At 67.3% G+C, this 26,884-nt stretch carries 19 protein-coding genes; 5 read left to right on the top strand and 14 right to left on the bottom strand.

Annotated features, from left to right (window positions below; translation table 11 throughout):
* Window positions 1-29: 29 nt before the first annotated feature.
* The 3 genes from IP90_RS01930 to IP90_RS01920 all read right to left on the bottom strand — a co-directional run bounded on the left by IP90_RS01930 (window position 30) and on the right by IP90_RS01920 (window position 7,051).
* Window positions 30-1,853, bottom strand: a complete 1,824-nt coding sequence (locus tag IP90_RS01930) for an FAD-dependent oxidoreductase (RefSeq protein ID WP_144897920.1) — start codon at window positions 1,851-1,853, stop codon at window positions 30-32.
* 793 nt (window positions 1,854-2,646) lie between these two features.
* Window positions 2,647-5,817, bottom strand: coding sequence for an efflux RND transporter permease subunit (locus tag IP90_RS01925; RefSeq protein WP_144897919.1), 3,171 nt, complete (start codon window positions 5,815-5,817; stop codon window positions 2,647-2,649).
* Between the two features lie 97 nt (window positions 5,818-5,914).
* On the bottom strand, window positions 5,915-7,051 hold the full coding sequence (locus IP90_RS01920; RefSeq protein ID WP_144897918.1) for an efflux RND transporter periplasmic adaptor subunit: 1,137 nt from the start codon (window positions 7,049-7,051) through the stop codon (window positions 5,915-5,917).
* Window positions 7,052-7,124: 73 nt separating this feature from the next.
* Here IP90_RS01920 and IP90_RS01915 point away from each other — a divergent pair, with 73 nt between their 5' ends.
* From IP90_RS01915 to IP90_RS01905, 3 genes are all read left to right on the top strand, one after another.
* Window positions 7,125-7,784, top strand: coding sequence for a TetR/AcrR family transcriptional regulator (locus tag IP90_RS01915; RefSeq protein WP_144897917.1), 660 nt, complete (start codon window positions 7,125-7,127; stop codon window positions 7,782-7,784).
* A 184-nt stretch (window positions 7,785-7,968) separates the two neighbouring features.
* Window positions 7,969-8,625, top strand: a complete 657-nt coding sequence (locus IP90_RS01910) for a protein-L-isoaspartate O-methyltransferase family protein (protein WP_144897916.1) — start codon at window positions 7,969-7,971, stop codon at window positions 8,623-8,625.
* A 67-nt stretch (window positions 8,626-8,692) separates the two neighbouring features.
* Window positions 8,693-10,105, top strand: a complete 1,413-nt coding sequence (locus IP90_RS01905; protein ID WP_144897915.1) for a TolC family outer membrane protein — start codon at window positions 8,693-8,695, stop codon at window positions 10,103-10,105.
* A gap of 336 nt (window positions 10,106-10,441) precedes the next feature.
* On the opposite strand, the gene waaA is transcribed toward IP90_RS01905, so the two are convergent.
* Window positions 10,442-11,737 carry a lipid IV(A) 3-deoxy-D-manno-octulosonic acid transferase gene (gene waaA, locus IP90_RS01900; RefSeq protein ID WP_144897914.1) on the bottom strand — a complete coding sequence of 432 codons (1,296 nt, stop codon included), beginning with the start codon at window positions 11,735-11,737 and terminating at the stop codon, window positions 10,442-10,444.
* A gap of 47 nt (window positions 11,738-11,784) precedes the next feature.
* Between waaA and IP90_RS01895 the strand changes: the two genes are divergently transcribed.
* Window positions 11,785-12,711, top strand: coding sequence for an LpxL/LpxP family Kdo(2)-lipid IV(A) lauroyl/palmitoleoyl acyltransferase (locus tag IP90_RS01895; RefSeq protein ID WP_144897913.1), 927 nt, complete (start codon window positions 11,785-11,787; stop codon window positions 12,709-12,711).
* Between the two features lie 771 nt (window positions 12,712-13,482).
* On the opposite strand, the gene IP90_RS01890 is transcribed toward IP90_RS01895, so the two are convergent.
* From IP90_RS01890 to IP90_RS01860, 7 genes are all read right to left on the bottom strand, one after another.
* Complete coding sequence (locus IP90_RS01890) at window positions 13,483-14,253, bottom strand: glycosyltransferase family 2 protein (protein WP_144897912.1); 771 nt, start codon at window positions 14,251-14,253, stop codon at window positions 13,483-13,485.
* The gene (locus IP90_RS01885) at window positions 14,250-15,554 is read right to left on the bottom strand and encodes an O-antigen ligase family protein (RefSeq protein WP_144897911.1); all 1,305 of its coding nucleotides are present in this window, start codon (window positions 15,552-15,554) and stop codon (window positions 14,250-14,252) included. Before IP90_RS01885 ends, IP90_RS01890 begins: the two co-directional genes overlap by 4 nt.
* Window positions 15,526-16,677 (bottom strand): glycosyltransferase, encoded by a 1,152-nt coding sequence (locus IP90_RS01880; RefSeq protein WP_144897910.1) that lies wholly within the window; start codon window positions 16,675-16,677, stop codon window positions 15,526-15,528. Before IP90_RS01880 ends, IP90_RS01885 begins: the two co-directional genes overlap by 29 nt.
* A gap of 31 nt (window positions 16,678-16,708) precedes the next feature.
* Window positions 16,709-16,909, bottom strand: a complete 201-nt coding sequence (locus IP90_RS01875; protein ID WP_144897909.1) for a zinc-finger domain-containing protein — start codon at window positions 16,907-16,909, stop codon at window positions 16,709-16,711.
* 106 nt (window positions 16,910-17,015) lie between these two features.
* Window positions 17,016-17,771, bottom strand: a complete 756-nt coding sequence (locus IP90_RS01870) for a pirin family protein (RefSeq protein WP_144897908.1) — start codon at window positions 17,769-17,771, stop codon at window positions 17,016-17,018.
* A gap of 54 nt (window positions 17,772-17,825) precedes the next feature.
* Entirely contained in the window at window positions 17,826-18,416 is a 591-nt protein-coding gene (locus IP90_RS01865; protein WP_144897907.1) for a YceI family protein, read from the bottom strand.
* Window positions 18,417-18,526: 110 nt separating this feature from the next.
* A complete protein-coding gene (locus tag IP90_RS01860) occupies window positions 18,527-19,117 on the bottom strand; it encodes a malonic semialdehyde reductase (protein ID WP_144897906.1) in 591 nt (196 codons plus the stop codon).
* Window positions 19,118-19,244: 127 nt separating this feature from the next.
* Between IP90_RS01860 and IP90_RS01855 the strand changes: the two genes are divergently transcribed.
* A complete protein-coding gene (locus tag IP90_RS01855) occupies window positions 19,245-20,201 on the top strand; it encodes a mitochondrial fission ELM1 family protein (protein WP_144897905.1) in 957 nt (318 codons plus the stop codon).
* 52 nt (window positions 20,202-20,253) lie between these two features.
* Here the strand turns inward: IP90_RS01855 and glnE are convergent, their stop codons facing one another.
* The 3 genes from glnE to IP90_RS01840 all read right to left on the bottom strand — a co-directional run bounded on the left by glnE (window position 20,254) and on the right by IP90_RS01840 (window position 26,756).
* Window positions 20,254-23,049, bottom strand: coding sequence for a bifunctional [glutamate--ammonia ligase]-adenylyl-L-tyrosine phosphorylase/[glutamate--ammonia-ligase] adenylyltransferase (glnE, locus tag IP90_RS01850; protein ID WP_242007448.1), 2,796 nt, complete (start codon window positions 23,047-23,049; stop codon window positions 20,254-20,256).
* A gap of 336 nt (window positions 23,050-23,385) precedes the next feature.
* On the bottom strand, window positions 23,386-24,966 hold the full coding sequence (locus IP90_RS01845) for a flavin monoamine oxidase family protein (RefSeq protein WP_144897904.1): 1,581 nt from the start codon (window positions 24,964-24,966) through the stop codon (window positions 23,386-23,388).
* 170 nt (window positions 24,967-25,136) lie between these two features.
* Window positions 25,137-26,756 carry a phytoene desaturase family protein gene (locus IP90_RS01840; RefSeq protein ID WP_144897903.1) on the bottom strand — a complete coding sequence of 540 codons (1,620 nt, stop codon included), beginning with the start codon at window positions 26,754-26,756 and terminating at the stop codon, window positions 25,137-25,139.
* Between the last annotated feature and the right edge of the window lie 128 nt (window positions 26,757-26,884).

Below are 26,884 nucleotides of genomic sequence, written 5' to 3'. Positions count from 1 at the left end.
GGCGCCGCCCCGGCGGAAGCAGAACCCGTTCACGCCGCCTCCTTGTGTTTCGCGCCACGACAACCCGAACCGGCATACATCTCCAGCAACAGGAACTTCTGCATGTCCCAGGCTCCGGTCGGGCAACGCTCCGCGCACAGTCCGCAGTGCAGGCAGACGTCCTCATCCTTCACCATCACCCGCATCGTCTTCAGCGGCTCGGACACATACAGGTCCTGCTCTACATTCAACGCCGGTGCGGTGAGGCGTGGACGCAGGTCCGCTTCCTCGCCGTTGGCAATGAAGGTGATGCAATCGGTCGGGCAGATGTCGACGCAGGCATCGCACTCGATGCACTTGTCGCGGGTGAACACGGTCTGCACGTCGCAATTCAGGCAGCGTTGCGTCTCCTTCCACGCCGTTGCCGGGTCGAAGCCGAGTTCGACTTCGGTGCTGATGCTGTCCAGCTTCCTGGCCGCCTCAGACCACGGCACCACGTAGCGCTCGTCCGGCGAGATCGCGTTGTCGTAGCTCCATTCGTGGATGCCCATCTTCTGCGAGTCGAGCTGCACCAGCGGGTCGGGCCGTTCACGCACGTCCTCGCCATGCAGCAGTTTGTCGATCGAGATCGCGGCCGCATGGCCGTGGGCGACGGCCCAGATGATGTTCTTCGGCCCGAACGCGGCATCGCCCCCAAACAATACATGCGGCAAGGTCGACTGGTGGGTGACCTTGTCCACGACCGGCATGCCCCATTCGTCGAAGGCTATGCCGGCATCGCGTTCGATCCAGGGAAAGGCATTCTCCTGGCCTACCGCGATCAACACCTCGTCGCAGGCATGGAATTCGTCGGGTTCGCCGGTAGGCACCAGCCTGCGCCGGCCTTTGTCGTCGTATTCGGCGCGCACGCGCTCGAAGGTCATCCCGGTCAGCCGGCCGCTGGCGTGGACGAAAGCCTTGGGCACGCGGCAATCCAGGATCGGGATGCCTTCGTGCTGCGCATCCTCCTTTTCCCACGGACTGGCCTTCATTTCGTCGAAGCCCGAACGCACCAGCACCTTGACGTCGACGCCGCCGAGCCGGCGCGCGGAGCGGCAGCAGTCCATCGCGGTGTTGCCGCCGCCGAGCACCAGCACGCGCTTGCCGACCGCGGTGACGTGGCCGAAATACACCGAAGCCAGCCAGTCCAGGCCAACATGGATCTGCGCGGCGGCTTCCCTGCGTCCGGGGAGATCAAGGTCGCGCCCGCGCGGCGCACCGCTGCCGACGAAGATCGCGTCGTAGTTTTCGGCGAGCAGCGCCTTCATCGAATCGATGCGGCGGCCACCGACGAACTCGACGCCCAGGTCGAGGATGTAGCCGGTTTCCTCGTCGATCACGCTTTCCGGCAATCGGAAACGCGGCACCTGCGTGCGCATGAAACCACCGGCCTTGGGGTCGGCCTCGAAGACGGTGACGTGGTAACCCAGCGGCGCCAGATCACGCGCGACCGTCAGCGACGACGGCCCGGCGCCGACGCAGGCGATGCGCTTGCCGTTGCCCTGCAGCGCGGGTTTCGGCATGCGCGCCTGCACGTCGCCCTTGTTGTCCGCGGCCACGCGTTTGAGCCGGCAGATCGCGACCGGCTCGGGATCGTCGCCATTGTTCTGCTCGACGCGCCCGCGCCGGCACGCCGGCTCGCAGGGACGATCGCAGGTGCGACCGAGGATTCCGGGAAAGACGTTCGAGTGCCAGTTCACCATGTAGGCACCGGCGTAACGGCCGGCGGCGATCAGGCGTATGTACTCGGGCACCGGCGTGTGCGCGGGGCAGGCCCACTGGCAGTCGACGACCTTGTGGAAGGTGTCCGGGTTGCGAATATCGGTCGGTTTCACCGCGATCCCCGCTTGCTGGCAGACCGGACGCGCCGGCCATCGCTTGCCGGCCGAGTCTAGACCCGAATGCGGGAGCGCGTCATCTGGGGCCAGGTTGGTTTCTTGGGTCGAGCGGCAGGTCCTAACAACGGCCCGCCACAAGCAACGCCCCGCTCACCCTGAGCTTGCCCGAAGGACGACGCAACCACCCCGCTCATCCTGAGCTTGCCGAAGGACGACGCAAGTTCCCGACCCTACGGGTCGGCTTTTCCGCCCGCTACCGCGTGCGGGTCACTTTCTTTGTTGGCCCAAAGAAAGTAACCAAAGAAAGGGCCCGAAGCCGGCTTGGCAGGCGTTGCACTCGATGTTCGCTAGTTCAGAACCGCTTTCATCGTTGCCGGAGTTCTTGTTCTCGCCTGAAATTTGATTGCTGCGTTTGGTAGTCCTCCGCAGTCTGCCGATTGGTTCGACTTAGCTGCGCTGTTGGCTGTTGGCTGTTGGCACGAACTAGCAGCGATCCGAGCCACTTCACAGACCCGGAGGGCGGCGGCCATGGATGGCCGCCGTTTTCCGATGGAGGCAGGATGCCGACTCGGAAAATCTCCGAGGACTACAAAGCGCAACGTGAGCTGTGATCGGGGAAGACCCTTTTCTTTGGTTACTTTCTTTTGGGTCAGCAAAAGAAAGTGACCCGCACGCGCAGCGGGCGGAAGCTCTTTGGCTTGCAGCAAGAGCAGCGAAGCAGGCTCCGCTCTACAGCAGCAGGAAGCAATATCACTGCAACCCCGCCTTCGCGGGGATGACAACCTTGCCGTCAGGCCGGGGTGCGCGCCTCGTCAGGCCTGACCTTGAACCACGCCGCATACAACGCCGGCAGGAACAGCAGCGTAAGTGCGGTAGCCACGATCAGCCCTCCCATGATCGCCACCGCCATCGGCCCATAGAACACCGAGCGCGACAGCGGGATCATCGCCAACACCGCCGCCAGCGCGGTCAGCACGATCGGACGGAAGCGGCGCACCGTGGCGTCGATGATCGCGTGCCAACGGTCGTGGCCAGCGACGATGTCCTGCTCGATCTGGTCGACCAGGATCACCGAGTTGCGCATGATCATGCCGGCCAGCGCGATCGTGCCGAGCATCGCCACGAAGCCGAACGGCACCCGGAACACCAGCAGGAACAGCGTCACCCCGATCAGGCCCAGCGGCGCGGTCAGCAGCACCAGCGCCACGCGCGAGAAGCTGCGCAACTGCAACATCAGCAGCGTGGTCACCACCAGCAGGAACAGCGGCATGCCGGCATTGACCGAGTTCTGGCCGCGCGCCGAATCCTCCACGGTGCCGCCGGTCTGCAGCAGGTAACCATCGGGCATCGCCGCGCGGATCTCGTCCAGCGTCGGCTCGATCTGCGCCACCACGCTGGGCGGCGTCAGCCCGTCCTCGATGTCGGCGCGCACGGTCACCGTCGGCAGGCGGTCGCGATGCCAGATGATGCCTTCCTCGAAGGCGTACTCGAGCTTGGCCACCTGCGCCAGCGGCACCGACGCGCCACTGGCGGTCGGCACCGCCAGGCTGGACAGCATGTCGAGCCGCGCGCGCTCTTCGTCGGGGCCGCGCAGCAGCATCTCGACCAGTTCGTTGCCTTCGCGATAGGTACTGACGCGCAGGCCCGACAACGAACCGGACAGGAAGCTCGCCAGCTCGGCCGAACTGATGCCCAGCGCGCGCGCGCGATCCTGGTCTATGCGCAGCCGCACGACCTTGCTGGGCTCGTCCCAGTCCAGGTTGACGTTGGTCGCATGCGGATTGGCACGCACCTTGTCGGCGACCTGGTGCGCGATCGCACGCACGCGGTCGATGTGCTCGCCGGAAACGCGGAACTGCAGCGGGTAGCCGACCGGCGGACCATTCTCCAGGCGCGTCACCCGCAACTGCAGTTCCGGGAAGCGCGGGATGATGTCGTCGATCAGCCAGCGACGCACGTCCTCGCGTGCCTCGAGATCGTCGGCGCGGACCACGAACTGGGCGAAGTTGGCCGCCGGCAGTTGCTGGTCCAGCGGCAGGTAGTAACGCGGCGAACCGGTGCCGACATAGGCGACATAGTTGTCGATGCCCTGGCGTCCTTTCAGCAACGCTTCCAGCCGCTGCGCCTGCGTCGCGGTCGCGCGCAGCGACGAGCCTTCGGCAAGTTCCATGTCGACCATCAGTTCCGGACGGGTCGAATCCGGAAAGAACTGCTGCGGCACGAAACGGAACATCAGGATCGAAGCGACGAACGCCGTCACGGTGATGCCGATCACCCACCAGCGATGCGACAGGCATGCGTCGAGCAGGCTGCGGAAGCGACGATAGAACGGCGTCTGATAGGGATCGTGCTCGTGCCCCACGATCGGCGGCGGGGCAAGCATGAAGGCCCATCGTGGAAAGCGTTCCGCGGCGCTCTGTCGCAGCGCGCGCCAGCGCCCGGATGGCGAGGTCGGCTTCGGTTCCTGCCTGTGCGCCAGGTCCGGCAGCATCTTGTCGCCCAGGTAAGGAATGAACAGTACCGCCACGATCCACGACATCACCAGCGCGATCGTCACCACCTGGAACAGCGAGCGCGTGTATTCGCCGGTGCTCGACGCCGCCAGCGCGATCGGCAGGAAGCCGGCCGCCGTCACCAGCGTACCGGTCAGCATCGGGAAAGCGGTCGATTCGTAGGCGAAACTTGCCGCCTTCAGGCGACTGAAGCCCTGCTCCATCCTGATCGCCATCATCTCCACCGCGATGATCGCGTCGTCGACCAGCAATCCCAGCGCCAGTACCAGCGCGCCCAGCGAGATCTTGTGCAGGCCGATGCCGAAGTAGTGCATCGTCGCGAAGGTCATCGCCAGCACCAGCGGGATCGACACCGCCACCACCAGGCCGGTGCGGAAACCGAGCGAGAAGAAGCTGACCAGCAGCACGATCACGATCGCCTCGGCCAGCACGCGCACGAACTCGCCGACCGAGTCCTTCACCGCCTGCGGCTGGTCGGCGACCTTGCGCAGCTGCATGCCGGCAGGCAGCGTCTGCTGCAGGCGCTCGAACTCGCCTTCCAGCGCGCGACCCAGGCGCAGGATGTCGCCGCCATCCTTCATCGCCACGGCGATGCCGACGGCATCCTCGCCCAGATAACGCATCCTCGGTGCGGCCGGATCGGAGAAGCCGCGCTGCACGGTGGCGACGTCGCCCAGCCGGATGGTGCGACCGCCTGCGCGGATCGGGAAGGCACGGATCGCCTCGACCGAATCGAACGCGCCATCGACGCGCAACTGCACCCGGCTGCCGGGCGTCTCGAAGAAACCGCCCGGGGTGATCGCGTTCTGCTGCTCCAGCGCCTGCTTCACCGCCGACAGCGGGATGCCGAGCGTGGCCAGCTTGGTGTTGCTGACCTCGATCCAGACCTTGGGATGCTGCAGGCCGATCAGTTCGATCTTGCCGACATCGGGCACGCGCTGCAGTTCCAGCTGCAGGCGCTCGGCGTAGTCCTTCAGCACCGCGTAATCGAAGCCCTGTCCGCTGAGCGCGTAGATGTTGCCGAAGGTATCGCCGAACTCGTCGTTGAAGAACGGGCCGACCACGCCTTCGGGCAGGGTCGGCCGGATGTCGCCGATCTTCTTGCGCACCTGGTACCAGAGCGGTTCGATCCGCGACGATTTCAACGAATCGCGCGCCACGAAGATCACCTGCGATTCGCCCGGCCGCGAGTACGAGCGGATGAACTCGTACTGGCCGGTTTCCATCAGTTTCTTCTCGATGCGCTCGGTGACCTGTCGCGACACCTGCTCGGCGGTCGCGCCCGGCCACAGCGTGCGTACCACCATCGCCTTGAACGTGAACGGCGGATCCTCGGACTGGCCCAGGTGCTTGTACGACCAGACGCCGATCAGGCCCAGCACCAGCATCGCGTACAGCACCAGGTTGCGGTTGCCCAGCGCCCATTCGGACAGGTTGAACTTTCGCATCGGTTGGCTCTTCTCCCCTCTGCCTGCGTGGAGAGGGCTGGGTGGTATACGCGGGTGGGAGCGCGTTATCGGCGCGATCGGTGACGCAAACGCTGCGTCAGGGTTTTGCCGTGCTTGCGCTGGATCGCTTCAGCGGTTCCGGATCGACCGGCCGGTTGTCGCGATCGACTGGCGTCACCAGCTGGTTCTCGCGCAGCAGGTGCCCGCCGGCGGCGACCACCAGCGCATCGGGTTTCAGGCCATCGAGCACCGGTACGCTGTCTTCGCCGAAGGCGCCGGTGCGTATCGGCGTGGCATGCACGCGCCGTGTCCGCGGATCGACCACCCAGACCGCGTGGCGGCCATCGGCGCCGCGCTGCAGCGCCGAGAGCGGCAAGGCCATGGCCGCATGTCCATCGGCCGCGGCGACGTAAACGCGTGCGCTCTGGCCCAGTTCCACCGCCTGCGCCGCCTCGCCACGCAGGGCGACGCGCGTGGCGTAGCTGCGGGTCTGCGGATCGGCCGCCGGGGCGATCTCGCGGATCGTGCCGGGCAGGCGCTGGCCCGGTGCGCTCCACAGCTCGACCTGCACCGGCTGGCCGACACTGAAACCGCGGATGCGCGATTCCGGCAACGCGATGGCGACCTCGCGCCCGTCGTCGCCGGCCAGCGTGAACACGGTCTGCCCGGCGGCCACCACCTGCCCGGCTTCGGCCTGGCGACTTGCGATGACGCCATCGCGCGGCGCGCGCAACTGCGCGTACTCGGCCTGGTTGCGGGCCACGTCGAGATTGGCGCGCGCGGCGCGGGCCTGGCCTTCGGCAGCCTTGAACGCGGCGTTTTGCGCGTCCAGTGCCGAGCGGCTGACCAGTTGCTGCTCGGCCAGCTGAGCGTAGCGGGCCTGGTCGGCGCGGGCGCGGCCCAGTTCCGCCTCAGCGGCAGCCAGTTGCGCCTGCGCGCCCTGGGCCTGCAGGCGCAGGTCGCCGGGATCGAGCACCGCCAGCAGGTCGCCACGCTTGACCCGGGCGCCGACTTCGACGTCGCGCCGGACCAGTTTGCCGCCGACCCGGAACGACAGCGCGCTTTCCTCGCGGGCGCGGATTTCGCCGGCGAAGGCGACCGCGGCAGCCGTGGCATCGCCTGCCCGGGTCACCAGCACCGGCCGCGGCGCTTCGGCGGGTTCGTCGGCGCTGCTGCAGGCGGCCAAGCATCCGAACGCGGCGGCGAGCGTGGCCACCCTGACTGTCACGGACATGCACGACTCCGGCTTTATTAATGCACTGACCGGTATAGTAAAAATATCAAACCGATTAGTCTAGTATTGCCCCATGAGCAAGCCAGCAGCCGCCAGCAAGCCCCTCGACCGAAGCAAAAATCCCAGTCCCGGGCGCCCCAAGGACCTCACCAAACGAGCCGCGATCCTGGAAGCGGCGAAGCAGCTGTTCACCCTGCACGGCTACGACGGGGTCAGCATGGACCAGATCGCCAACGAGGCCGGGGTTTCCAAGCTCACCGTCTACAGCCACTTCGGCGACAAGGATGCGTTGTTCATGGAGGCGATTCGCGTCAAGTGCGAGGAGCAGATGCCGGCTGACCTGTTTCCGGCCGACCTGAAGGGCCCGCTGCGGGTCCAGCTGACCCGGATCGCGCAGGCGTTCTTCGCGTTGATCACCAGCGACGAGGCGCTGTCGATGCACCGCATGATGCTGACCCAGTCCAGCGACATGCGCGTGCGCCAGATGTTCTGGCAGGCTGGTCCGCAGCGCGTGCAGGAAGCCTTCAACGAATTCCTGCAGGCACGCATGGCCGCCGGCGAACTGGTGGTACCGGACATCGCCCGCGCGCCGTCGCAGTTCTTCTGCCTGCTGAAGGGCCAGCTGCACATGCAGATGGTCAGCGGGCTTTGCGCCAGGCCGGGCAAACGCGAGATCGATGCGCATATCGATGCCACCGTCGACCTGTTCCTGCGCGCGCATGAGCCGCGCTGAGCCGGTGTCCGCCGCAGCATCGCGGACGTCCGCGGTCGCGGATGACAGCTGTCACCGATGGGTCGTCATACGGGAGTCTCGGTTACTTCCGGCACTCAGAAGCAAATGGCGCGTGATTGATGCTGTCTCCCACGTTGTCGCCCGGGACCGGTAAAATCGCGGGCCGACCGCAACAGGCACTCCCATGACGATCGATTACGCCAAAGCCCGCGAAACCATGGTCGAGCAGCAGGTACGTCCCTGGGACGTACTGGACCTGCGCGTGCTTGCGGCGCTGGGCACCGTGCCGCGCGATGCGTTCGTGCCCGAGGCGCATCGCACGCTGGCCTACGCCGACCTGGAACTGCCGATCGGCCATGGCCAGTCGATGATGAAGCCGGTGGTCGAAGGCCGCATGCTGCAGGCGCTGGACATCGATGCCGGCGACGAAGTGCTGGAGATCGGCACCGGCAGCGGCTTCATCAGCGCCTGCCTCGGGTATCTGGCACGCGATGTGCTTAGTCTTGAAGTGGTGGCGGAGCTGGCCGACTCGGCGCGCACGCGTCTGGCGCAGCACGGCCATGACAACAACGTGCGCGTCGAGACCGCCGATGCGCTGGCGTGGGAAACCACGCGGCGCTTCGATGCGATCTGCGTGACCGCTGCGGTCGATACCGTGCCGCTGCGCTTCATCGAATGGCTGCGTCCTGGTGGGCGCCTGTTCGTGGTACGCGGCCGCGCACCGGTGATGGATGCGGTTTGCCTGCACAACGAGGTCAACGGCCTGCGCACCGAATCGTTGTTCGAGACCGAGCTGCCGTACCTCGCCGGCGCCGCGCCGAAACCCGAATTCCAACTGTGATGCGATTGCTTTCCGAAACCCGCGCAACGATGCGCGGCTACCAATAAAAAACCAAGGACCTCCCCGCATGAGTCGCCGTCCGCTGTTTTTCGCCCTCGCCCTGGCCCTGTTGCCGGCCAGCGCCTTCGCCGAAGACCTGTTGCAGACCTATGAGCTGGCACGCACCGGCGACCCGCAGCTGTCCGCCGCCGAAGCCAACCGCCGTGGCACCAAGGAAGGCGCCGTGCAGGCGCGTGCGGCGATGCTGCCGCAGCTCAATGGCAGCATGACGTTCAACCGCACACGCGACAGCAGCTTCTCCGACGGCGTCATCGATCCGGAGACCGGCGATGTCCAGGCCAGCAACAGCTTCCGCGATTCCAGCAATCGCGGTACCGGCGTCAACCTCGACCAGATGATCTACGACCGCAGCAACTTCACCCGTTTGAAAAGCCAGAAGGCCTTGGGCCGGGCCAGCGACTTCTCGCTGGAAAGCGCCAACGACACGCTGATCACCCGCACCTCGCAGGCCTATTTCAACGTGCTGGTGGCTATCGAAACGCTGGCTGCCGCCGAAGCGCAGGAAGCGGCGACCAAGAAGCAGTTCGACTTCGCCGACAAGCGCCTGGAAGTCGGCCTCGCGCCGATCACCGACGTGCACGAAGCGCGCGCCCAGTACGACAGCTCGCGCGCCAACACCATCGTGCGCCGCAATGAACTGGAAGACGCCTACCAGGCGCTGACCGAGATCACCGGCCAGCCGGTGCGCAACCTGCAGGGCCTGCCGGACGATTTCAAGCCGGAACTGCCGCCGGAACAGACCATCGATGCCTGGGTCGAGAGCGCGGTCAAGAACAATCCCGCGTTGATGGCCAAGGAACTACAGGTGCAGTCGGCCAGCGCCGACGTCGAAACCGCGCGCGCCGGCCACTGGCCCAAGCTCTATCTCAGCGGCAGTTATGGCGACACCTACTCCTGGGGCGACACCACCCTGCCGGGCCTGCCGCCGTTCCCGCGCGAGACGCACAGCAACAGCCGCGGCTACGGACCCAGTGTCGGCCTGACGTTGTCGGTGCCGATCTTCTCCGGCGGCGCCACGCAATCGCAGGTACGGCAGGCGATCGCCCGCCGCGATGCCGCGCAGAACGAACTGGAACAGCAGAAGCGCGCTCTGGCACGCAACACGCGCAGTGCCTACCAGGCATTGATCGCCGGTGTCAGCGAAGTCGAGGCGCGCCGCCTGGCAGTGGTCTCGGCCAAAGCCGCGTACGACGCCTCGCAGGTCGGCCTCGAAGTCGGCACGCGTACGGTGATCGACGTGCTGATCAACCAGCAGACCCTGTTCAACGCGCAGCAGAACTACGCGCAGGCCAAGTACGGCTTCCTGCAGAACCGCCTGCGCCTGGAAGAGGCCGCCGGCACGCTGGAGGTGTCCGATGTGCAGGACATCAACCGCCTGCTGACCGTCAACGCCGAAGCGCAATTGCAGCCGGCGCAATGATGCCGACGCGGGCCGGGGTCATTACCCGGCCCGCTTTGTAGAACGGAGCTTGCTCCGCCGCCTTTCATGATGTCGTCGGCGACTTGCCTCACTACGTTCGGTTTTTTCGTCCGCTGCCGCGGCCGAGTCACTTTCTTTGCTGGCCCAAAGAAAGTGACCCGTGTGCTTCAGCGCACGGAAGCTCTTGATCTTTGCCTTATTCGCCGCCTCAACGACGCAACCCATCAAGCTTGGATCCCGGCGTTCGCCGGGATGACGGCTTAACCGGGATGACGGCTTAAGAAGGAACGGAGCGGAGTAACTCCGCTCTACAAACCTTGACCGCAATCACGCAACTCAGCGCTGCGGCAGATCCGGTTCGATCAGCGCCATCGTCCGCGCCAGCGCACCGCGACCCTGCGCGACCAGCGACAGGCCGGCATGGCCCATCGCGGCGCGCGCGGCGCCGTCGGCCAGCAGGGCCTCCAGCGATCCGCCCAGCGCCTCGGCGTTGTCGATGATCCGCAATGCACCGGCTTCCTCGAGCCTAGCGGCAATCTCGGCGAAGTTGTGCAGGTGCGGGCCGGTGACGATCGCCTTGCCCAGCGCCGCGGGTTCCAGCAGGTTGTGTCCGCCGATCGACTGCAGGCTGCCGCCGACGAAGGCGACATCGGCGCAGGCATAGAAGTCGGTCAGTTCGCCGAGCGTATCGATCACGAACACGGCATCGTCAGTACGCGGCCAGCGATGCTGGCTGCGCGAGGAGACCGGCCCGCTCTCGGCGCGCGCCAGTTCCAGCACCGGCCTGAAGCGCTCCGGGTGCCGCGGCGCCCACAGCAGCAGCAACTCCGGCCAGCGCCTGCGCAGATGGCGATGCGCGGCGATCACCGCGGCCTCCTCGCCCTCGTGCGTGCTCGCCGCGATCCACACCGGGCGCGCGACGCCAAGGCTGGCCTGGAATGCGGCCGCGAATCCGGCGGCATCGGCCGGCACCGCAACGTCGTACTTGAGATTGCCGGTAACCACGACGCGATCACGGTGCGCGCCCAGCGCGACGAAGCGCTCGCCGTCGGCATCCGACTGCGCCGCCACCTGCGTCACGCTGCGCAGCGCGCGACCGATCAACGGCCTCAGCACGCGATAGCCGCGCAACGATCGTTCCGACAACCGCGCATTGAGCACGTAGGACGGAATGCCGCGGTCGCGGCAGCCGAACAGCAGGTTGGGCCACAATTCGGTCTCCAGGATCAGCGCGATCCTGGGCCGGAAATGATCGAGGAAGCGGCCGACGGCGCCAGGCAGGTCGTAGGGCAGGTAGACGTGCTCGACCGCATCCAGCCATAGCGAACGGGCACGCGCCGAACCGGTCGGCGTGATCGTGGTGACCACCAGCCGCAGGTCCGGGCGCGCGCGTCGCAGCGCATCGACCAGCGGCGCGGCCGCATTGACCTCGCCCACCGACACCGCATGCAGCCACACCGTGGCGACGTCCGTACGCGGCGAATAGGCGGCGTAGCGCTCGTTCCAGCGCTGGAAATATTCGCGGTGGCGGAACCCGCGCCATATCAGGTGATATAGCGTGACCGGCGCCAGCAGGTACAAGGTCGCCGAGTACAGGGCGCGCAGAATTCTTTCGATCGGATCACCCCGCATGCCGCCAGCATAGCGAAGCGGCGCGCATTGTTGGCTAGAATCGATGCATGTCTTCCGATTCCCCCGCCGGCCCGGCGCCACTGTCGCCACGCCACTGGCCGATGTGGCTGGCATTGGGCGCGATCTGGCTGGCCGCGCACCTGCCGTGGACGCTGCAACGCGGACTCGGCCGTGGTATCGGCAGGCTGGCGCTGCGGCTCGCGCCGGACCGGCGCAACGCCGCGCAGACCAACCTCGCGCTGTGCCTGCCGGAACTGTCCGAAGCCGGACGCGCGCAGTTGCTGCGCCAGAGTTTCGACGACCTGGGCATCGGCCTGTTCGAATTCGCGCGTGCCTGGTGGGGCTCGGTCGCCACGCTGCGTCGCGACGTCGACATTGAAGGCCTGGACAAACTCGCCGCCCTGCAGGCGCAGGGCCGCGGCGTGCTGCTGATCTCGGGCCACTTCATGACCCTGGAAACCTGCGGCCGCCTGCTTTGCGACCACGTCTCGCTGGCCGGCATGTACCGTCGCCACCGCAATCCGGTGTTCGAGTGGGCAGTCAAGCGCGGCCGCCTGCGTTATGCCAGCGCGATGTTCGCCAACGACGAACTGCGCGGCGCGATCCGCCACCTCAAGCGCGGCGGCTTCCTGTGGTACGCGCCGGACCAGGACATGCGCGGCAAGGACACCGTGTTCGCGCCGTTCTTCGGCGTGCCGGCATCGACCATCACCGCTACCCACCAGCTGGCGCGACTGACCGGCTGCGCAGTGGTGCCGTTCTTCCATCGCCGCGAAGGCGGGCGCTACCTGCTGCGCGTCGGCGATCCGCTGCCGGATTTTCCGACGCAGGACATTGTCGCCGACTGCACTCGGGTCAACACCGCGATCGAACAGATGGTGCGCCAGGCGCCGTCGCAGTATCTGTGGATCCATAGGCGCTTCAAGCGGCAGCCGGATGGGCGTGCTTCGATGTATGCCAGGCCGCCGGGCTGATTCCGCGTTGTCCGTTCACCTTGCCGGCTTCGTGCCGTCTTGTAGCAAGATCAAGAGCTTCCGTGCGCTGAAGCACACGGGTCACTTTCTTTGCTGGCCCAAAGAAAGTAACCACTGCGCCGCAGGCGCGAACGGCGCAGCCGGCCCGAAGGGCGAAGGGCGTAAGCCCTGAGTAAAAGAAAGGGCACGAAGCCGGCTTGGCAGATGTCGCACGCGGCAGTACAAGCACAAAGTACCTTTCGTCGCTGCCGAGATTCTTAGTCTCTCTTGAAATTTGATTGCAGCGCTTGCTGGTCCTTCAGCCGGCCAATTGCTTTGACCTTTGCTGTTGTCGCTCTTGCTGCTGTTGGCTATTGGCTGTTGACACGAACTACCTGCAATCCGAGCCGCCCCATAGACCCGGAGGGCGGCGGCCATGGATGGCCGCCGTTTTCCGACCGAGCCATGGATGGCGAGTCGGAAAATCCCCGAGGACTACCAATCGCAACGTTAGCTCTGATCGGGGAAGACCCTTTTCTTTGGTTACTTACTTTTGGGTCAGCAAAAGAAAGTGACCCGCACGCGCAGCGGGCGGAAGCTTTGCTCTTTACTGAAAGAACAGCGAGCAAGCTCTCCGCTCCACGGGAAAGCAAAGTCACTGGATCCCTCGCGGGGATGACGGCCAAGCAAGGGCCAAGCAAGGGCCAAGCAAGGGCCAAGCAAGGGCCAAGCAAGGGCCAAGAGTAAAGCGAGGCATAGCGAAAAGCGGAGCAGCAGCGCAAGCTCAACTCTCTACAAGTCTTCGCGCTTCCGCCCCGCCTCATAAAGCTTGGCGTACTTCAGGAACGCATAGAACGCCTGCGTGCGCGCAGCGAAATAACCGGCCCAGCCGTTGAGAAAATAACGCTTGCCGAAATACAGCTTGGCGAAGGCCAGCGGCGGGTACAGCAGCAGGCGCAGGCCCAGCAGGGCCGGCCGGCGCGCGCGCTTGTATTCGACCAGGCCGCTGGAATAACGATTGATCTTGTCGACCCGGTCCTGCAGGCGCGGCTCGCCGTAATGCAGGAACGGCGCGTCGAGATCGATCGCACGGCCTTCGATTTCCGGAGCGGCATGCACCGGCACCTCGTTCATGCGCCCGCACGATCGCCGGAACAGGCGCAGCTGCCAGTTGCCACGCGTGCCGGGATGCGACCAGCGCCAGAACAGCCATTCCTGGCGTGGCAGGCGGTAGCCATCGGCGCGCGGCGCGCGCAACTCATGTTCGATCGCGATGCGTCCGGCCTCGCTCAGGTGTTCGTCGGCGTCCAGCAGCAGCACCCAGTCGTGGTGCGCGCGATCGATCGCCGACTGCTTCTGCGGCCCGTAACCCTTGAACGGCTCGATATCGACGCGTGCGCCGAAACGTTGCGCGATCGCGCGCGTGGCATCGGTGGAATCCGAATCGAGTACCACGATCTCGTCGCAGAATGCCAGGCTGGCCAGGCAACGTTCCAGCGTCGCCGCGTTGTTGTAGGTGGTCACCACCGCCGACAGCGGCACGCGCGCGGCCGCCTCGCTCATCGGCCGTTGCGCGCCAGCAGGCTGCCGGCATACAGCGCCACCAACAGCAGAGTCAACCCGCCCCAGAACGTGGAATAGAACGCCAGGTGCGTGTTGAGCGGAAACACGGTGACGCACAAGGCCAGCATCGCCGGCCGCGCCCGTTCGCGCGATGCCGCATCCGCATAGCGCCATGCATGCCAGGCCATCGCCGCGCCGGCCAGCCACAGCAGCAGGCCGATCACGCCGGTTTCGCTGAGGATTTCCAGCACGATCTGGTGCGCATGCAATGCCGGGCCCACGCCCCAGGCTGGCGACTGTCCGGCGCGTGGATCGCAATCCGGGAACGCTTCACGGAAACCACGTGCACCGACGCCGTTGACCGGATGCGCGGACACCATGCAGATCGCGGCGCTCCAGATGCGTCCGCGTCCGGACAGCGCGGTATCGATGCTGCCATCGTCCGCGGCCATGGCCTGCGTGGTGCGGTCGATGCGCCCACGCACCTGTGGCGAACTCAGCGTCAGCGTGACCAGCAGCACCGCGCCGAAAGCGGACACCGCCAGCAGCCGCTTCCAGCCGAACAGGTGCCAGCCCGAGAACACCAGCACCAGCGCGTAGGTGATCCACGACGCGCGCGCGCCGGCCAGCACCACCACGATGCCCACGGCGGTCGCGGCCACCAGCCAGCCGACGAACGCGAAGCGCCGGCCGGCGGCGTACAAGAGGAACGGCGACAGGCTGGCCAGCACGATGCCAAGCTTGAGGTTGCAAGGCCCCAGCACGCCGCTGAGCCGGTCGGCGGCGCTGCTCGCGCCAGCCGGGCACATGGTGTCGCCGCTGATCGCCTGCTTGATCGCATCGATGCCCCAGAACAGCGGGCTGGTGCCGGTCAGCGCCTGCAGCAGCGCGTCCAGCGTCCAGATCGCGACGATGATCGCCAAGCCGCCGAACGTGATGCGGCGCCCGCGCGTATCGCCGGCCGCGGCGGCGGCCAGCCACAGGAACGGCAGGTAACGCAGGTCGACCAGCGCCTCGCGCAGGGCACGGCCCCGGTCGAGCGCGTCGAGCGCGGATACCGCTTCCGGCATCCAGTAGGCGAAGAACAGCACGCTGGTCAGCGCCCAGGTCGGGCCGCTCAGCAGCGCCGCGGTGCCACGGAAGCGCGCCAGCAGCAGCCGGATGATCGCGGCCAGCGCGCCGAGCACCATCACCGCTTCGGCGTAGCCCGGCGCCGGCCACAAGGCCACGAACGCCAGCACCCAGGCGGGTGCCCAGCGCCAGCCGGGTGCGTTATCCAGGGAGCGGGTCGAAGCGGTCATGTTGCGGATCGGCGAGTTCCCGGTAGCAGGCCAGGGTTGCAGCCTGCATCGCCTGCAACGTGTAGGCGGGCATCGTAACGGTTGCCGGCGGCGGTTGCGCGAGCATCGCGCGCGCGGCCGCGGACAACGCGGCAAGTTCGAACGGGGCCACGGCGCCCTGCGGTTGCAGTTCGCGCAACAACTCGCCGACGCCGCCATGTGCCCAGCCCAGCACGGGACGGCCGACCGACAGCGCCTCGATCACGGTGCGCCCGAACGCCTCGGGGTTGCGCGAAAGCTGCAGCACCAGGTCGCTGGCCGCATACGCCTGGGCGATGCCTGACGTTGGCGGCGTGATCGCCACGGCATCGGCAATGCCGGCCTGCGCCGCCTCGCGCTCCAGCTCGGCGACGTAGCGTTCGCGCCCGGCTTCGCGCGCGCCGGGCATCCACAGCCGCGCATCGCTGCCGGTGCCGCGCAGTTGCGACAGCAGCGCCACGGCATCGGCGTGGCCTTTCAGGCGCGTGCCGCGGCCCGGCAGAAGCAGCAGCGGACCGTCGCCATCGAGTTGCGGATACAGGGCCGCGATCGCGTCGCGCGCGGCACGATCCGGCGACGGCGCAGGCGGAAACTGTGCCGGGTCGATCCCGCGCGGAATGACCCGCAGCCGGTCACTGTCAGTTCGCGGGTAGCGCTTCAGCACGTAATCGCGCACGGTCCGCGACACGCAGATTACACACTCGCCGCGGGTCATGATCGCGCTGTATCGCGAAGGCGAATTAAGTCCGTGCACGGTGGTGACGAAATGCGGGCGCGGCCCGGACGGCCATCCGCGCAGCGCGTGCCAGCCGATCCATGCCGGCAATCGCGAACGCGCATGCACGATGTCGGCACCGGCTTCGAGCAGCAAGGCACGCAGTGTCGCGACATGGCGCAGCGTCAGCAGCGACTTGCGGCCAATGTCCAGTTCGACATGCTCGGTGCCGGTGGCGCGCAGTGCCGGCAGCAGCCGCCCGCCAGCGGAAACGACGATGGCGCGATGGCCTTCGCGCACCAGCGCATCGGCGATCTCGATCGTGGATCGCTCCACCCCGCCCGATTCGAGCGCGGGCAGCAGTTGCACGACAGTCAGCGCGCGGCCCATGCCGTCGCAATCGGCGCCGCGGCCCGACGGCTCAGTCGACCAGGACGAAATGCGCCCCGCAATACGGGCATTGCGATTCGCCGCCTTCGTCCTCGATCGCCAGGTACACGCGCGGATGCGAGTTCCACAGCGCCATCGACGGCAACGGGCAGCTCAGCGGCAGGTCGCTGCGATGCACCTCGTAACGCTTCTGGGCGTTGGCGGGCGATGAGGCGGTGGTCGGATCGGACATGGCTGCGGCCGGTTGAGCGATGCGCGCAGTTTACCGCGTTGCCGGCCACGGCCCGCGAGGTCGTCCAGCGCGATGCCCATGGCCTTCGGCGCAGCGGGGTATGTGTCTACGCAGGCAGGTCGAACAGCAGCACATCGGCCACTTCGTCGTCGGCGCCAGTGATCTGCAATTCGCCCGATTCTTCGTGGATGCCGAGCGCATCGCCCGCCGCCAGCGACTGGCCGCCGATGTCGATCGCGCCACGCGCCAGATGCAGCCAGTAACGACGCCCGGGCTGCAGGGTCCACGCTGCCGTTTCGCCCAGACCCAACTGCACCGCGCGCAGCCACGCCTGTTGCCGGATCGCGAGGCTGCCGTCGGCGCCGTCCGGCGATGCCAGCACGCCCCAGCGGCCGCGCCGCGCCTGCGGATCGAACGCGCGCTGCGCATAGGCCGGCGGCGCGTTGACGCGATCGGGCTGGATCCAGATCTGCAGGAAATGCACCGGCTCGCTGTCGGAAGCATTGAACTCGCTGTGCTCGATGCCGTGGCCGGCGCTCATCCACTGCAGTTCGCCCGGCCGCAAAACCCGCTCATCCTGAGCTCCGCTCATCCTGAGCTTGTCGAAGGATCGAAGGACATCCGATGCGCTGTCGCGATGCGCCAGCGCGCCCGACAGCACGTAACTGAGGATTTCCATGTTGGCGTGGCGATGCGGCGCGAAGCCGCCGCCCGGTGCGACGCGATCCTCGTTGATCACGCGCAACGGGCCGAAGCCCATCCATTGCGGGTCGTGGTAATGCCCGAACGAGAACGTGTGCCGGCTGTCGAGCCAGCCGACATCGACGCGGCCCCGCTCGGACGCGGAACGCAGGATACGCATGACGGTCTCCGCAATCGCCGCCGCACCGCGCGGGCGCGGCGGCGCGATGGTTGCTTACTTCTTGTCGGCGCCGGCCTTGGGCACCAGCGCCTCGGTGGTGATCCGCAGCTGGACCTCGTCGCTGACGTTGGGCACGTAGTTGCCGACGCCGAAATCGGTGCGCTTGAGCGTGGTGGTCGCGTCGAAACCGACCGCCGCACGCTTGGCCATCGGGTGGTCCGCGGCCTTGTTGAGGGTCACGTCCAGCACCGCCGGCTTGGTCTGGTCCTTCACGGTCAGGTCGCCGGTGACCTTCAGCTTGCCCGCACCCGCGGCTTCGACCTTGGTGCTCTTGAAGGTGATGTTCGGGTACTTGGCCGCATCGAAGAAATCGGCGCTGCGCAGGTGCTCGTCGAAGTCCGGCACGAAGCTGTTGAGGCCGGCCAGCGGCAGCGTGACCTGCACGCTGGAAGCGCCGACGTTGGCGGCGTCGTATACCAGCGTGCCCTCGACCTGGCCGAAGTGGGCGGTCGGGTGCGAGAAGCCGAGGTGGTTCCAGCTGGCCAGCACGTTGGTGTGGTTGGGATCGAGCTTGTAGGTGACGGCTTCGGCGAAGACGGAACCGGTGGCGAGCGTGAGGGCGACGGCGAGGAGGATGCGTTTCATGGCGGGTCCTTTTTGTTGGGGGCTGGGATCTTGGATCTGGGGACTAAAGAACTGCGGGCTGCGAGCTGGGTGCTTGGGCTTGTACCAGCCCCCAGATCCCAGCCCCCGCTTCACTCGATACGACACACCTCGTCGAATCCCAGCCGCGGCGAGCGCGCGAAGATGCTGCCCGGATCGCCGTGGCCGAGGTTGACCAGGAAGTTCGAGCGCAGCGAGGTGCCGGCGAAGAAGGCGGCATCGACCTGGGCGTTGTCGAAGCCGGACATCGGTCCGCAATCCAGGCCCAGCGCACGCGCGGCCAGGATCAGATAGGCGCCCTGCAGGCTGCCGTTGCGCAATGCGATCGTGGTCAGGTCGGCTTCGGGCTTGGTGTCGAACCACGACCTGGCGTCGGTATGCGGGAACAGCACCGGCAATTTCTCGTAGAAGGCCAGGTCGTAGGCCACGATCACCGTCGCCGGCGCGGCCATGGTCTTCCTGTAGTTGCCTTCGTCCAGCGCCGGACCGAGCCTGGCCTTGGCCTCGGCCGATTTCACGAACACGAACCGCGCCGGGCAGCTGTTGGACGTGGTCGGACCCCATTTCAGCAGGTCGTAGAGCTGGCGCAGGGTGTCGTCGCTGACTTCGCCGGAGAACGCGTTGTAGGTGCGGGCCTGGCGGAACAGCTGGTCGAGCGGGGCATCGGTCAAGGTTTGGGGCATCAGGAATCCTGTTCGCGAATCCGGCGAAGGCGTGCAGTGTAGAGTCCGTCCGGTGAAGCGGCAGCCATGCCACCGGAACGGATCAGTCGCATACGTGGAACCAGCACAGGCCGCCGTCGATCATTCAATGCATGCATGGATTCTAAGCGACGGCCACGCCGGCAATCGCCGCCAGGCGGCGGCCTTGGCTGCGGCGCTGGATTGTGCGGATAGCCGCGAACACCTGCTGCGCCCGCGCGCGCCCTGGCGCTGGGCGGCGCCGCGGCGCCTGCCGGGCGCGACGCAAGCCTTCGGCGATCCGTTCGCTACCGCACTGCAGGCGCCGCCGGCCTTGGCGATCGGCTGCGGCCGGCAGGCCGCGCTCGCCACCCGCCTGCTGCGGGAACGCGGTGCACGGGTCGTGCAGATCCTCGATCCGCGCATCGATCCGCGCCATTGGGATCTGGTGATCGCACCCGAACACGACCGCCTGCATGGCGACAACGTCATCACCCTGCTCGGCAGCCTGCATCCGGTCGACGATGCGTGGCTGGCGCAGGCGCGCGACGACTTCGCCCTTTTCGCACAACTGCCGCAACCGCGCACTTCGCTGCTGATCGGCGGCCCGACAGCGAACGTCCGCCAGGACGATGCCGGCTTCGCCGCCGGACTCGCGCGGCTGGGCGACAGCCTGCGCCGCGAAGGCGGCAGCCTGCTGGTCACCAGTTCGCGGCGCACGTCCGCTGTCTGGCGCGATGCGGTGCAGCGGCAACTGGCGGGCATCCCCGGCCTGCGCTGGTTCGCGCCCACGCATGCGACTGCCGGCGACGAAGACAATCCCTATCCCGGTCTGCTTGCCTGGGCCGACCGCATCGTCTGCACGCCGGACTCGGTGAACATGCTCAGCGAAGCTTGCGCGACGCGTGCGCCGGTGTTCGTGCTCGATCCCGCGCGCGCGCGCGGTCGGCCGCGCCACTTTCTCGATGCACTGCTGCAGCGCGATCGCATCCGTGCAGCCGACGACACGCTCGCTGCGTTCCCGGTCGAACCGCTCCGCGAAACCGCACGCGTGGCGGCAGAGGTACGCGCACGCCTCCGACTGTAGCCCGGGCAAGCACAGCACACCCGGGAATGCGTCGCGCTCGGCCCGGCTGCGCTTACCGGGCAATACCAAAAGCCAGTCCCGAGGCACGCGCGGCATCGCCGATCGCCACGCGCGCCGGTTGCACGAGATCAACCTCGGCGGTGATCCGCGGACGGCGGTCGAGCGTGCAGGCCAGACCCAGCGACAGCAGCTGCGCATGCGCCTCCAGCAGCGCATCGGCATGGCGGGCATCGAGCAGCCCGGCATCGCCGGCGGCGGCAATCAGCTGCCGGGTATCGCGCGGCGACAACAAGGCCGGATGCCGCCCTGAATCGCGCAGCACGAGGTACTGCAGCAGGAATTCAAGGTCGACCAGGCCACCGTCGCCTTGCTTGAGGTCGAAACGCCCGGCGTCGGAGCGATCCAGCTCGGCGCGCATCTTCGCGCGCATCGCCACCACGTCGTCGCGCAGCTTCGATGGTTCGCGCGGGCGCGACAGGATGTCATCGCGCACGGTTTCGAATGCCGACAGCAACGATGCGTCGCCAGCGCAGCCGCGCGCGCGCACCAGTGCCTGGTGTTCCCAGGTCCAGGCACGCGTGCGCTGGTAGTCGCTGAAGCTGGACAGGGTCGACACCAGCAGGCCCTTGGCACCATCCGGACGCAGGCGCACATCGATCTCGTACAGCTTGCCGGCTGCGGTCGCGGTGCCGAGCAGCGCCACCAGCTTCTGCGCCAGCCGCGCGTAGTAACGCGATGGTTCCAGCGGACGCGCGCCATCGGATGGCGCACCTTCAGCGGCGTCGTACAGGAACACCAGGTCGAGATCGGAACCGAAACCCAGTTCCTCGCCGCCGAGGCTGCCGTAACCGATCACCGCGAAGCGCGCGCCTGCGATGGCGCCGTGCGCGGCGACCGTCTCGGCAATCGCCAGGCGCAGCACGATCGCCACCACCGCATCGGCCAGCCACGCCAGTTGCCGGGTGCTGTCGCTGGCGCCCTGGCGCGCATCCAGCACGGCCAGCGCGATGCGGAAACTCAGCGCGTGGCGCTTCTCGTTGAGCGCCTGCAGCGCCGCCTCGGTGTCGCCTTCGCTGGCAGCGACGGCCGCCTCGCATTCGGCCAGCAGTTCGGCGCGCTGCGGCAGCGGCCCAGTCGCCCGTGCATCGAGCAGTTCGTCCAGCAGCAGCGGATACGCAGCCAGGCGCTCGGCCAGCAGCGCGCTGCGCGCGACCGCATCGACCAGCCGTCGCAAGGCCTCGGGCTGCTCGTCGAGCAGCGCCAGGTAACTGCTGCGGCGCAGGATGTTCTGCAGCAGCGCCAGCACGCGCCGCAATGCCGCATCGGGCTGGCGCGACCGCGCAGCGGCCTGCAGCAACGCAGGCACCACCCGATCCAGCCGCGCCCGCGCCGCATCCGGCAGGTCGCGAACACCGGGCGTGCGCACGAAGTCGCGCAGCTGGATGTCCAGCGCCGAAGCCTCCTCGAAGCCGGCGCCAGCCAGCACCGCGACTTCCCCCGCTTCCGGCAGCGCGCGCCAGTACGTCGCCAACGCGCTCGGTTCGGCACTGCGACGACGCGTCGCCAGCAGCGCTTCGAATTCGGCGGTAACGCGCGCACGATGCACGTCGAGCTGCTCGCGCAGCAACGGCCAGTCGCCGAAGCCGCCACTGGTGGCGATGCGTTGCCGATCGATCGCGTCTTCCGGCAAGGCGTGCGTCTGCGCGTCGCGCAGCATCTGCAGGCGGTTTTCCAGTCGCCGCAGGAATCGGTACGCCGCCGCCAGCGCGTCGCCGACGTCGGGCGCGACCTGTCGCGCCGCGACCAGCGCCTGCAGCGCCGGCAGCAGTTGCCGCTGCTGCAGCGCGGGCTCGCGGCCGCCGCGGATCAGCTGCAGCGCCTGCACCAGGAATTCGATCTCGCGGATGCCGCCGGGCCCGCGCTTGATGTCGTCAGCCAGCTCCTTGCGCGCGACTTCGGCCGCGATCGCCGCCTTCATCTCGCGTAGTCCGGCCAGCGCGCCGTAATCCAGGTAACGGCGATAGACGAACGGACGCAGCGTCCGCAGGAAATGTTCGCCTGCGGCGATGTCGCCGGCCACCGGGCGCGCCTTCAGCCAGGCGTAACGCTCCCAGTCGCGGCCTTCGCGCTGGAAGTACTGTTCCATCGCCGCGAACGACAGCGCCACGCGCCCGGCATTGCCGAACGGGCGCAGGCGCAGGTCGACGCGATGGCTGAAACCGTCGACCGTGGGTTCGTCGAGCAGCCTGGCGAGCTGCTGGCCGAGGCGGGCGAAGTAATCCTCCGCCGCCAGGCTGCGCACGCCGTCGCTGTCGCCGTTCTCGGGATAGGCATAGACCAGGTCGACATCTGAACTGAAATTCAGCTCACCGCCGCCAAGCTTGCCGAGCCCGAACACGACCAGCCGCTGCGGCGTGCCGTCCGCCGCGCGCACCGTGCCGTAACGCTGCTCGAACTCGACTTCAAGCGCCTGCAACGCGGCCTGCAGGCAAAGCTCTGCCAGGCGTGTGCTTCCGGCAAGCGTGGCATCGACGTCATCCAGGCCCAGCACGTCGCGCCAGACCAGGCGCGTGGATTCGGCAGCGCGATAACGGCGCAGCCGCATCGGCCAGTCGCTGCGGTTACCGGCGTCGAGAGTCGGCGGATCGGCCGCCGCCGCATCAGGGTCGGCCACGAGGCGCGTCAGCAGTTCCGGCTGCCGGCACAAAGTGGCGATGGCGAAGTCGCTGGCACTGGCCAGCGCGCGGCAACGCGTCGCCAGCGCATCGGTCCACGGCAGCGCCGGCGCAGCGGCGCGCAGTTGCGCGAGGGCGCGTTCGGCGATGGCATCGAGGGCGGCATTGTCCACGCCACGATTGTGTCATGGCGGTTCAGGAGCCTTGCTTGCGGCTACCGCGTGACGCTGTCGCGCTCGACGCGCTTCCGGACGCGGATCGCCGGTCGTGATGGATGTCGACCGCCACTGCGAACAGCGCTACTTCCACGAGCCGTGTCAACGACATCGTCGAGCAGAAGCGAGCCATACCCCGACTCCCGCAGGCAGTAAAAAAGCCCGCAGCGGCGGACCGCTACGGGCTTTGCTCCCTCCCCCACGTCGGGTGCCGGGGCATCGTGAAGGAATCGTTATTCCGGTTGCACGCTGCACTGCAAAAGAGAACTCCCGGGTTCAGGAAGATTGGCGCGGTCAGGCCGCCTCGCGGGTCCGCACCACGCCCAGGTCGGCCAGCACCGCCTGGGCCGCGGCCTCCCCGGATTCGCAACCACCTTCCATGAAGCCCTGTGTATCCAGCGCGCAATGCTCGCCTGCGAAGTGCAGGTTGCCGACCCGCTCGCCCATCGCGCCGCGCAGGCCGGTCCAGTCGCCGGGGCGCAGGCAGGCGTAGCTGCCCAGCGTCCACGGATGCGACGGCCAGTGGAAGCGCACTTCGCGCGCGCCGGCGCGCGCGGCGGCCACACCGGGAAAGACCTTGTCGATCGCCGCAGTGGCGATATCGGCCTGTTGGCGCGGCGTGCCCTGGCCGAGCTCGATGCCATGGCGGCCGCCGGTGAAATTGGTCAGCACGCCACCACGCCCCGGCTGCTTGCGCGTGGTCTCCCAGGTGGTCTGGAAGGCGAGGTCGCTCATCGCCGCGCCGTTGGCTTGGTGCTCGCGCCAGACGCGGCGGTCGTAACCGATCATCAGCTTGGCATTGCTGCCGTAGGCGAGCGTGTCGATCGCGCGCCGCTTGACCGCAGGCAGCGCGACATCGATGCGCACCTGGCGCAGCAGCGTGAACGGCAGCGCCAGGATCACCTGCCGTGCGCGCACGTCGCGAGTCGCGCCGTCACGGCGGATGCCCAGCGTGTAACCGGTAGCATCGCCGCGCACGGATTCCAGCACGCTGCCGGTCTCGATCGCATCGCCCAGCCGGTCGCCGAGGCCGTGCACGATCAGGTCGTTGCCGCCGCGCACGTGAAAGCGTTCGTCGCTGGTGCCGAACACGGCGAAGCGGTCCTTGTCTTCGGTGCCGATGAAGGTGAGTAAATTCAGCGCCGACTGCTGGTCGATCTCCAGTCCCATCTCGGTGGTGTAGGCGACGCCGATCAGCTTGCGCAGCCAGCCGGACACCTGATTGCGGTCCAGCCATTGCGCGATCGACAGCGCATCCAGCGCCTGCGCGTTCTGGTGATCGGCGTGGGTGATGTCGCCATCGCCGAGCGTGGCCAGGTCGCGCTCGATCGCCGCCGCCACCGGCGCGAACGCGCCGACGATCTCGCGTTCGTCGATCGCGCGGCCGTCGAAAAACCAGGTGTCGTGGTCGGTATCGCCTTCCAGCAGATCGTCGAGTACCAAGCCGAGTTCCGCGGCCAGCGCACGGATCCGGACATGGTCGCTGTCGATCAGCTCGCCACCGAGTTCGATCACCTGGCCGTCGGGAAAGTGATTGCGCAGACTCAACATGCGACCGCCGACGCGGTTCTGCGCTTCGAACACGCGGGCCCGCACGCCGGCCTGCCGCAACCGGTACGCGGCGGTCAGTCCGGCGATGCCGGCACCGACGATGACGACTTCATCGCCCGAAGGCATCGGTGCTTTCGGTACGCTGGCGCAGCCGGCCAGGACCAGCCCCGCGCCTGCGCCCTGCACGAACCGGCGCCGCGAAAGATCGGCGCGGACGGCCCGTCCTTGCTGATAGAACTCGTCGAGCGGCGCGGTGTCGTGCAGCGAAGCGCGCGCAATGCGCGCGGCGCGCTGGAAAAGGCGGAACAAAGGCGTGCGACCCATGGCATGAATTCCTTGTCGAAGTCCTGAACAGGCAACGTGAGCATGCGCGCGATCCGGCCATGTAGCGTGCGCTGTACGTACGTCCGGAACACCATTCGCGCGTACGACGCACGCTACGTCAACGGCCATATTTCAGTCGGCAGGGTGGGCACGAAAAGCGTGCCCATCGGCTACGACGGACGCGGTTCGCGCTTGAGATCGCGCAGGATCTCGCGCGCGGCATTGCGACCGGGCAGGCCGGTCACGCCGCCGCCGGGGTGCGTGCCGGAACCGCATAGATAGAGATTGCGCAAGGCACCGCGATAATTGCCCTGCCCCAGCCATGGCCGCGCGCTGAACAGCTGGTCCAGGCCGAGCGAGCCGTGGAAGATGTCGCCACCGACCAGGCCGAACTCGCGTTCCAGGTCCAGCGGCGACAAGGCCTTGTAGCCGAGCACGCTGCGCCTGAAATTCGGCGCATAGGCATCGACCGTGTCGATCATCAGCTGTGCGACCTTGTCGCGATGCGCTTCCCAGCCGCCGTCGACATCCGGGTGCACGTGCTGGCAGAACAGGCTGGCGACGTGTTGGCCCGCAGGCGCCAGCGTGTCGTCGAGCGTGGAGGAGATCACCAGTTCGACGATCGGCGCACGCGACCAGCCGGCGTTATGTTCCTTCGACTTGGCATCGAAGTAGGCACGCTCGAAGTACTGCAGCGAAGGCCCGATCAGGATGCCGCTCTGGTGGTGCGGTTGCAGGTGCGTGCCGGGCGCGGCGGTGAAGTCCGGCAGTTCCGACAGCGCCACGTTCATGCGGAGGGTGCCGGAGCCGCAGCGATAGCGATCAGCGCGCTCCGCGGTATCGGCATCCAGATGCCGACGCGGCACCAGCCGCCGGTAGAGCAGTTTCGGATTGAGGTTGGAGACTATGGTCTTCGCACGCAGCTCCCGGCCATCGGCCAGCAGCACGCCGACCGCGCGACCGTCCTCGACGATGACTTCCTCGACGCCGGCATCGGTATCGACCATGACACCGCGCACCGCGCATTCCTTCGCGATCGCCTGCGTGATCGCGCCCATGCCGCCGATCGCATGTCCCCACGCGCCGGACTTGCCGTTGACCTCGCCGAACACGTGATGGAGCAGCACATAGGCCGAGCCGGGCGTATACGGACTGGCGAAATTGCCGACCACCGAATCCCAGCCCAGCACCGCCTTCAGCGGCTGCGATTCGAACCAGTGATCGAGCAGTTCGCCAGCGGATTTTGTGAACAGGTCGAGCAGGTCGCGGCGACCGCGCATGTCCAGGTGCTTGAGCCGTTTCGCCACGTCGTACGACGCCAGCCAGTCGGCCAGCACGAAACGGTCGCAGACATTCGGCGGCGTGCGCGTCATCAGTTCGCGCAGCACCACGACCACGCGATCGAGCATCGCGTAGTACTCCGGCAGGCGCTGCGCATCGCGCGCGGACCATTTCGCCACTTCCGCCTGCGTGTGTTCGCCGCCAAGGCGGAACGCACGGCCATCCGGTAGCGGCAGGAAATTCGCATAGGGACGCTCGACCACGCGCAGCCCATGCTCGGCCAGACGTAGATCGCGGATCACCTGCGGATTGAGCAGGCTGACGGTGTAGCTGGCCGTCGAATTGCGGAAGCCTGGAAAGAACTCCTCGGTCACCGCTGCGCCGCCGACGATGCCGCGTCGCTCCAGCACCCTCACCTTCAATCCGGCGCCGGCGAGATACGCCGCGCAGACCAGGCCGTTGTGGCCGCCGCCGATCACCAGTACATCACTTGGCCTGTCGTCGTTCATGCGTGCTCCGCGGAATCCTTCTGCAGCGATGATCGATCCTGCAGCTGCAAAACAAAAGGCCCGCTTGCGCGGCTCCGCGACCTCCTCGGATGCAGCTTCTTGCGGTCGTCGCCCGAAGAAACAGCTCG

Origin of the sequence: Luteimonas cucumeris (assembly GCF_007830035.1) — a bacterium.
Taxonomy (GTDB): Bacteria; Pseudomonadota; Gammaproteobacteria; order Xanthomonadales; family Xanthomonadaceae; genus Luteimonas_C; species Luteimonas_C cucumeris.
The sequence above is the reverse complement of the archived record's forward strand: the minus strand, read 5'-3'. Positions and strand labels throughout refer to the sequence as shown.

Bases quoted from the DNA above. Each gene is read 5' to 3' on its own strand.
- IP90_RS01880 (WP_144897910.1), bottom strand. From the start codon at position 16,677: ATGGGCCGCGCGCTGACTGTCGTGCAACTGCTGCCCGCGCTCGAATCG.
- IP90_RS01885 (WP_144897911.1), bottom strand. From the start codon at position 15,554: ATGACCGCTTCGACCCGCTCCCTGGATAACGCACCCGGCTGGCGCTGG.
- IP90_RS01875 (WP_144897909.1), bottom strand. From the start codon at position 16,909: ATGTCCGATCCGACCACCGCCTCATCGCCCGCCAACGCCCAGAAGCGT.
- IP90_RS01845 (WP_144897904.1), bottom strand. From the start codon at position 24,966: ATGGGTCGCACGCCTTTGTTCCGCCTTTTCCAGCGCGCCGCGCGCATT.
- IP90_RS01915 (WP_144897917.1), top strand. From the start codon at position 7,125: ATGAGCAAGCCAGCAGCCGCCAGCAAGCCCCTCGACCGAAGCAAAAAT.
- IP90_RS01905 (WP_144897915.1), top strand. From the start codon at position 8,693: ATGAGTCGCCGTCCGCTGTTTTTCGCCCTCGCCCTGGCCCTGTTGCCG.
- IP90_RS01920 (WP_144897918.1), bottom strand. From the start codon at position 7,051: ATGTCCGTGACAGTCAGGGTGGCCACGCTCGCCGCCGCGTTCGGATGC.
- IP90_RS01860 (WP_144897906.1), bottom strand. From the start codon at position 19,117: ATGCCCCAAACCTTGACCGATGCCCCGCTCGACCAGCTGTTCCGCCAG.
- IP90_RS01895 (WP_144897913.1), top strand. From the start codon at position 11,785: ATGTCTTCCGATTCCCCCGCCGGCCCGGCGCCACTGTCGCCACGCCAC.
- IP90_RS01840 (WP_144897903.1), bottom strand. From the start codon at position 26,756: ATGAACGACGACAGGCCAAGTGATGTACTGGTGATCGGCGGCGGCCAC.
- IP90_RS01855 (WP_144897905.1), top strand. From the start codon at position 19,245: ATGCATGCATGGATTCTAAGCGACGGCCACGCCGGCAATCGCCGCCAG.
- waaA (WP_144897914.1), bottom strand. From the start codon at position 11,737: ATGCGGGGTGATCCGATCGAAAGAATTCTGCGCGCCCTGTACTCGGCG.
- IP90_RS01870 (WP_144897908.1), bottom strand. From the start codon at position 17,771: ATGCGTATCCTGCGTTCCGCGTCCGAGCGGGGCCGCGTCGATGTCGGC.
- IP90_RS01925 (WP_144897919.1), bottom strand. From the start codon at position 5,817: ATGCGAAAGTTCAACCTGTCCGAATGGGCGCTGGGCAACCGCAACCTG.
- IP90_RS01890 (WP_144897912.1), bottom strand. From the start codon at position 14,253: ATGAGCGAGGCGGCCGCGCGCGTGCCGCTGTCGGCGGTGGTGACCACC.
- IP90_RS01865 (WP_144897907.1), bottom strand. From the start codon at position 18,416: ATGAAACGCATCCTCCTCGCCGTCGCCCTCACGCTCGCCACCGGTTCC.
- IP90_RS01910 (WP_144897916.1), top strand. From the start codon at position 7,969: ATGACGATCGATTACGCCAAAGCCCGCGAAACCATGGTCGAGCAGCAG.